The 6,000-nt window shown below is 52.8% G+C and carries 7 protein-coding genes; 5 read left to right on the top strand and 2 right to left on the bottom strand.

Translation table 11 applies throughout. The annotated features are described in order from the left end of the window. Positions 1-7 precede the first annotated feature (7 nt). A complete protein-coding gene (locus tag JWR17_RS18730) occupies positions 8-430 on the bottom strand; it encodes a prepilin-type N-terminal cleavage/methylation domain-containing protein (protein ID WP_299833565.1) in 423 nt (140 codons plus the stop codon). Positions 431-655: 225 nt separating this feature from the next. Between JWR17_RS18730 and pilB the strand changes: the two genes are divergently transcribed. From pilB to yacG, 5 genes are read left to right on the top strand one after another with little or no spacing between them, the layout of a single operon-like run. Next, entirely contained in the window at positions 656-2,356 is a 1,701-nt protein-coding gene (gene pilB, locus JWR17_RS18725; protein WP_299833563.1) for a type IV-A pilus assembly ATPase PilB, read from the top strand. A 2-nt stretch (positions 2,357-2,358) separates the two neighbouring features. Next, positions 2,359-3,576, top strand: a complete 1,218-nt coding sequence (locus JWR17_RS18720) for a type II secretion system F family protein (RefSeq protein WP_299833561.1) — start codon at positions 2,359-2,361, stop codon at positions 3,574-3,576. A gap of 2 nt (positions 3,577-3,578) precedes the next feature. Continuing rightward, complete coding sequence (locus JWR17_RS18715) at positions 3,579-4,451, top strand: A24 family peptidase (RefSeq protein WP_299833559.1); 873 nt, start codon at positions 3,579-3,581, stop codon at positions 4,449-4,451. Continuing rightward, positions 4,448-5,071, top strand: a complete 624-nt coding sequence (gene coaE, locus JWR17_RS18710; protein WP_299833557.1) for a dephospho-CoA kinase — start codon at positions 4,448-4,450, stop codon at positions 5,069-5,071. The genes JWR17_RS18715 and coaE overlap by 4 nt, the downstream gene beginning before the upstream one ends. After that, positions 5,068-5,271, top strand: coding sequence for a DNA gyrase inhibitor YacG (yacG, locus tag JWR17_RS18705; protein ID WP_297839137.1), 204 nt, complete (start codon positions 5,068-5,070; stop codon positions 5,269-5,271). The genes coaE and yacG overlap by 4 nt, the downstream gene beginning before the upstream one ends. Before the next feature lie 26 nt (positions 5,272-5,297). Here the strand turns inward: yacG and JWR17_RS18700 are convergent, their stop codons facing one another. Beyond that, positions 5,298-5,996 carry an energy-coupling factor ABC transporter permease gene (locus tag JWR17_RS18700; RefSeq protein ID WP_299833568.1) on the bottom strand — a complete coding sequence of 233 codons (699 nt, stop codon included), beginning with the start codon at positions 5,994-5,996 and terminating at the stop codon, positions 5,298-5,300. Positions 5,997-6,000 lie beyond the last annotated feature (4 nt).

Below are 6,000 nucleotides of genomic sequence, written 5' to 3'. Positions count from 1 at the left end.
AGTTTTTTTAAGTACCCGATACCTTACAAAGTACAGGCGTCGAGTTTATACAGCCACCACCAACCGTCCAAGTAGTCGAGCCATCGTTCACAACAGGCGTTAACTGATACGTTGCACCGACGGGAATGGAACCAGTACCGGTAGGAGTTACAAGGATAACCCCAGCTGCAACTGCCACACTGGCAACGTAGGTAGTCGCAGTTGTTGCTGGAATATCATTTGTACCGCTTGCACAGTCAGTTGCAGCACCTAGCGAAGATATGCACATGGCAACGGCAGTCTTATAACCGTCTGCGACAGAAGTTAATTCAGTGTAACGAGCGCGCATTGTGTAGTTCTGATAGGCGGGCAGTGCAACTGCAGCCAAGATGCCGATAATCGCTACTACGATCATAAGCTCGATCAGCGTAAAGCCTTTTTGCAATTTCATAAATTCTCCAACGCGTCAATTTGATGTGGTCTGACCTATACAAAGCATGGGCCGTGCCAATATGCGAAAATCCGCACGAAACCGAGGCTAAACGGACTTGATGTCCGTTATTCTGATCCTTCGATCTGACACAAACTGACAATTTTCGTCACATCTTACTGCCGTATATTGGCAGCACCGCCCGACTGAGCTATAAACCCTGCATTGTCTGTGTTTGGTGGTTTTATGACTGACGTCGCTCTTACAGGTTTGGCTAAGCAGTTGGTGGTAGCCGAACTGCTCCATGAAAAGGTCGCTCAAGACGCATATCAGAAAGCTCAGCGCAGCAAAATATCGCTGGTCAGCTATCTGGTACAGAACAAGCTGCTTAAAAGCATTGTGTTGGCTGAAATTGCCTCGGAGCAATTCGGGGTGCCCTTCCTGGATCTGAGTACCCTTGATAAAGAAGGGCAACCTAAAGGGTTGGTCAGCGAAAAATTGGTTCGCCAACACCACGTGCTGCCCCTGTGGCGGCGTGGCAACAAATTATTTGTTGGCATTTCTGATCCCACCAATCATCAGGCTATTACAGATGTCCAGTTCAGTACTGGGCTTAATACCGAAGCGATTTTGGTCGAAGACGACAAGCTAACTGACGCCATTGAAAAATATTTTGAAAGCGCCAATGCAGGGTTGGGCGACATGGCGGATGTCGACCTGGAAAATCTCGACATTGAAAACCTGGACGATAAAAAACAGGACGCCATCGCAGGGCAAGATGCAGACGATGCCCCCGTTGTACGCTTCGTCAATAAGATGCTGCTGGATGCCATCAAGCTGGGCTCGTCCGACTTGCACTTTGAGCCGTATGAGAAGACTTATCGCGTGCGTCTTCGAACCGACGGTATCCTTCACGAAGTCGCCAAGCCGCCCATCCACCTGGCCGGCAGAATCGCGGCACGCTTAAAGGTTATGGCCAGCCTGGATATTTCTGAGCGCCGCCGCCCACAAGATGGCCGGATTAAGCTGCGGATCTCCAAAACTAAGGCTATCGATTTTCGAGTCAACACCCTGCCCACTCTTTGGGGCGAAAAGATAGTGATGCGAATTCTCGACCCATCCTCTGCGCAGATGGGCATCGACGCACTCGGCTATGAACCCGAACAAAAAGAGCTGTACCTGAACGCATTGAGACAGCCGCAAGGCATGATCCTGGTCACAGGTCCCACCGGCTCAGGTAAAACCGTGTCGCTTTATACGGGCTTGAACATTCTGAACACTGTGGACATCAACATCTCCACGGCGGAAGACCCAGTGGAGATCAATCTGGAAGGCATCAACCAGGTCAACGTCAATCCGCGCCAAGGCATGGACTTCTCTCAGGCGCTGCGTGCCTTTCTGCGCCAAGATCCAGACGTGATTATGGTGGGCGAAATCCGTGACCTGGAAACTGCCGAGATTGCCATCAAGGCATCGCAAACAGGGCACATGGTATTATCCACCCTGCACACCAACAGCGCAGCGGAAACTTTGACCCGTCTGCAGCACATGGGTGTGGCATCTTTCAATATTGCAACGGCCATTAACCTGATCATTGCCCAGCGACTCGCACGTAAACTCTGCCCGTTGTGCAAGAAAGAAAGCGATATACCTCATGAAACGCTGATCAAAGAAGGTTTTCCCGACGATAAGATTGGCACATTCAAGCTCTACGCCCCAGTCGGGTGTGATAATTGCAATGGTGGCTACAAGGGCCGTGTCGGAATTTATGAGGTGGTAAAAAACACTCCAGAATTGCAACGACTCATCATGGAAGAAGGCAACTCTATGGATATCGCCGTTCAGATGCGCAAAGACGGTTTTAATGATCTGCGCACGTCCGGGCTGATGAAAGCGATGCAAGGCGTGACCAGTCTTGAAGAAATCAACCGTGTGACCAAGGATTAAGCATGGCTACCAAAGCAGTAAAAGTCAGTGTTTATTCGTGGGAAGGCACGGACAGAAAAGGCATGAAAGTTACTGGCGAACTGAGCGGGCATAACCAGCCATTGATCAAGGCCCAATTGCGCAAGCAAGGCATCACGCCCATTAAGGTTCGAAAAAAATCTATCTCGATTTTCGGGGAAGGTAAAAAGATAAAGCCAATGGATATCGCATTTTTCACGCGACAGATGGCGACCATGATGAAAGCCGGGGTTCCGCTACTGCAGTCCTTTGACATTATAGGGGAAAGCTCTGACAACCCTAGAATGCGTACTCTAGTAAATGACATCAAGCAGGAGGTCGCGGCAGGTAACAGCTTCGCTTTCGCATTAAAGAAAAAACCACAGTATTTCGACGACTTGTATTGCAGTTTAGTTGATGCGGGCGAGCAAGCCGGCGCGCTTGAAGTATTACTGGAAAGAGTCGCAACTTATAAGGAAAAAACCGAGGCCCTAAGAGCAAAAATAAAAAAGGCTATGACCTACCCCATTGCAGTAGTGATCGTGGCAATGATTGTTTCAGCAATTTTGCTGATAAAAGTCGTCCCGCAATTCCAGTCGGTTTTCTCAAGCTTCGGGGCGAAGCTACCTGCATTCACCCTGATGGTCATCGGACTTTCCGAAGGTTTACAACAATGGTGGTATATCGTTATTGCGGGAATGGCACTCACGATCTTCCTATTTAAACGCGCATATAAGACATCTCAAAAATTTCGTGACTCACTGGATCGAGGCTTATTGAAGCTTCCAGTTGTCGGCCCACTGATTTACAAGTCTTCGGTCGCACGCTATGCCCGGACCTTATCCACGACGTTTGCTGCAGGGGTACCTCTGGTTGAAGCTCTTGACTCTGTTGCTGGGGCTACTGGCAACGTGGTGTTCAAAAATGCAGTCAACCGGATAAAATTGGATGTCTCAACCGGCATGCAACTCAACTTCTCGATGCGCAGTACCGGTGTATTTCCCACTTTAGCCATCCAGATGACAGCCATTGGCGAAGAATCTGGCTCACTCGACGGAATGCTCGATAAGGTCGCCACCTACTACGAGGACGAAGTCGACGCTATGGTCGAAAATATGACCGCCCTCATGGAGCCTTTCATCATGGCCGTCCTCGGCATAGTCGTCGGCGGCCTGGTAATAGCCATGTACCTCCCCATCTTCCAGCTCGGTAACGTAGTCTAACCATGCCCCTTATTAACCTACTGGCCAGCTCTCCGCTGGCCTTTATCGTTTGCACTCTCGTCTTAGGCCTTCTAGTCGGCAGTTTCCTAAACGTGGTCATCTACCGTCTGCCTATTATGCTAAACCGCGACTGGAAGGCTCAATCTCGCGAGATGCTCGCCCTCCCAGCCGAACCAGACACAATCACCTTCAACCTGATGCTCCCCCATTCCCGCTGCCCGCACTGCGCCCATAAAATCCGCCCATGGGAAAATTTGCCGGTCGTTAGTTATTTGCTTCTGGGCGGCAAGTGTTCCAGCTGCAAGGCACCGATCAGCAAGCGTTACCCCATCGTTGAGCTCGCGTGTGGACTGATTTCGGCGTTTATCGCCTGGCATTTCGGGTTTGGTTGGCAGGCGGCGGCAATGTTGGTGTTGGCGTGGGGTTTGTTGACGATGAGTCTGATCGATGCAGATCATCAACTGTTGCCGGACGCGTTGGTGTTGCCGCTGTTGTGGCTGGGTTTGATTGTTAATACCTTTGGTCTGTTCACCAACTTACACGATGCGTTGTGGGGTGCGGTGGCGGGTTATATGAGTTTGTGGCTGGTGTTCTGGCTGTTCAAGTTGGTCACTGGCAAAGAAGGCATGGGCTATGGCGACTTCAAGTTGCTGGCGATGCTGGGGGCGTGGGGTGGCTGGCAGATACTTCCGCTGACAATTCTGCTGTCGTCGCTGGTGGGCGCGGTGTTGGGCCTGATTATGTTGCGTTTGCGCAATGCCAGCACTGCCACGCCGATCCCCTTCGGTCCTTATTTGGCCATTGCGGGCTGGATCGCTTTGCTCTGGGGTGGTCAAATAACCGACACCTACATGCAGTTTGCCGGTTTCAAATGACCAACCCTGTTTTCAAACCCTGGATTCTCGGCCTTACCGGTGGCATTGGCAGCGGTAAAAGTGCAGCCGCTCAGCACTTTATCGACTTGGGCGTTCACTTGGTGGATGCCGACCACGCTGCCCGCTGGGTGGTGGAGCCTGGCCGGCCGGCGCTAACGCAGATCGCCGAGCATTTTGGCGCGAATGTGCTGCAAGCCGACGGCCAGCTGGACCGAAGCGCGTTACGTGGCCTGATTTTTCAGGACCCGGAACAGCGACGCTGGCTTGAAGCCTTGCTGCATCCGCTGATCGGCCAGGAAATCATGAGTTACCTGGCTCGGGCAGAATCGCCATATGCGATTCTGGTTTCGCCGTTGTTGGTGGAGTCTGGTCAGTACAAGATGACTCAGCGGGTTTTGGTGATTGATGCTCCGGAGCATCTGCAAATCCAGCGCACCATGCTTCGCGACAGCACCGGCGAGGAGCAGGTGAAGGCCATTCTCAACGTTCAGGCCCATCGCGAACTGCGCTTGAGCCATGCTGATGACGTACTGGTCAATGATCGAGACCCTGCTTGGCTGAAAAGCGAAGTCGAGCGTCTGCACCACTTTTATTTAACCTTACATGGAGGCCAACCATGAGCCAGCCCTTGACCGTCGAATGCCCTACGTGTGGCGCCCCCGTGGAATGGAGCGCTGCCAGCCTGTTCCGGCCATTCTGTTCTGATCGCTGCAAACTGATTGACCTGGGTGCCTGGGCTTCTGAAGAGCACGCGATTCCGGTGAGCCCGGACGCCGAGGATGAGTCGTTCTCTGGCGATTTCCCGTCACGGGAACACTGATCCCACGCGGCTGCTGATTGCAATGATCAGCGGCCACCCTTAGACGGCCCGCCCTCGTTCCAGGGCGCGGACAGGTAACGGGTACGGTTGAACGTTTCGAGCCATTCGGGACAAAACACCACCAGCGCACTGACCACCATGCCGTTGATGAAGGCTTCCGGAAAAATGATCAGCCACAAGTAGCCGACAAAATCTTCCAGCCATTCCGGCATCGCAAACAATCCGTCGAACCAGAGCACGACCAACCCCAGCAGCAAGCACAGCAACGCTGATAACGCCGCCGCCAGGAATCCGGAGCAGTAAATATACACAAAGGGATTTTTCGGCCGGCCCCGCTCGACCAGCATGGCGCAGGCTTCAGTCACCAACACTGGCAGCACAATCAGCAGCAGGCCGTTTACGCCCAGCGCCGCAAGGTCTTGTCGACCGAGCAGCAACAAACCAAGTTGCGCCACCAGCCCACCGACAATTGCCAGCGGCCAATCCAGCAGCAAGGTAACGGCGGTCATGCCGATGAAATGGTACGAGACGCCAGTATCGAAATCTCGCCGAACCAGCCATAGCAGAAACAGCGCGAACACGGTTCCGAATAACAGATGCTGGCGTCGGGCATCGGTGAACAGCTCGACCCACGGCGCACGCCATACCGCCCACAGCAACACAGGCACATACAGCCCCCATCCCAATGTCATGGTTTCGGGGGACAGCACCTGAGCGCTGATCATGGCG

Source organism: Pseudomonas sp. (genome assembly GCF_028293835.1).
Lineage (GTDB): Bacteria > Pseudomonadota > Gammaproteobacteria > Pseudomonadales > Pseudomonadaceae > Aquipseudomonas.
This window is presented reverse-complemented; position numbering and strand designations above follow the sequence as displayed.

Bases quoted from the DNA above. Each gene is read 5' to 3' on its own strand.
- yacG (WP_297839137.1), top strand. From the start codon at position 5,068: ATGAGCCAGCCCTTGACCGTCGAATGCCCTACGTGTGGCGCCCCCGTG.
- JWR17_RS18730 (WP_299833565.1), bottom strand. From the start codon at position 430: ATGAAATTGCAAAAAGGCTTTACGCTGATCGAGCTTATGATCGTAGTA.
- JWR17_RS18715 (WP_299833559.1), top strand. From the start codon at position 3,579: ATGCCCCTTATTAACCTACTGGCCAGCTCTCCGCTGGCCTTTATCGTT.
- coaE (WP_299833557.1), top strand. From the start codon at position 4,448: ATGACCAACCCTGTTTTCAAACCCTGGATTCTCGGCCTTACCGGTGGC.
- JWR17_RS18700 (WP_299833568.1), bottom strand. From the start codon at position 5,996: ATGATCAGCGCTCAGGTGCTGTCCCCCGAAACCATGACATTGGGATGG.
- pilB (WP_299833563.1), top strand. From the start codon at position 656: ATGACTGACGTCGCTCTTACAGGTTTGGCTAAGCAGTTGGTGGTAGCC.
- JWR17_RS18720 (WP_299833561.1), top strand. From the start codon at position 2,359: ATGGCTACCAAAGCAGTAAAAGTCAGTGTTTATTCGTGGGAAGGCACG.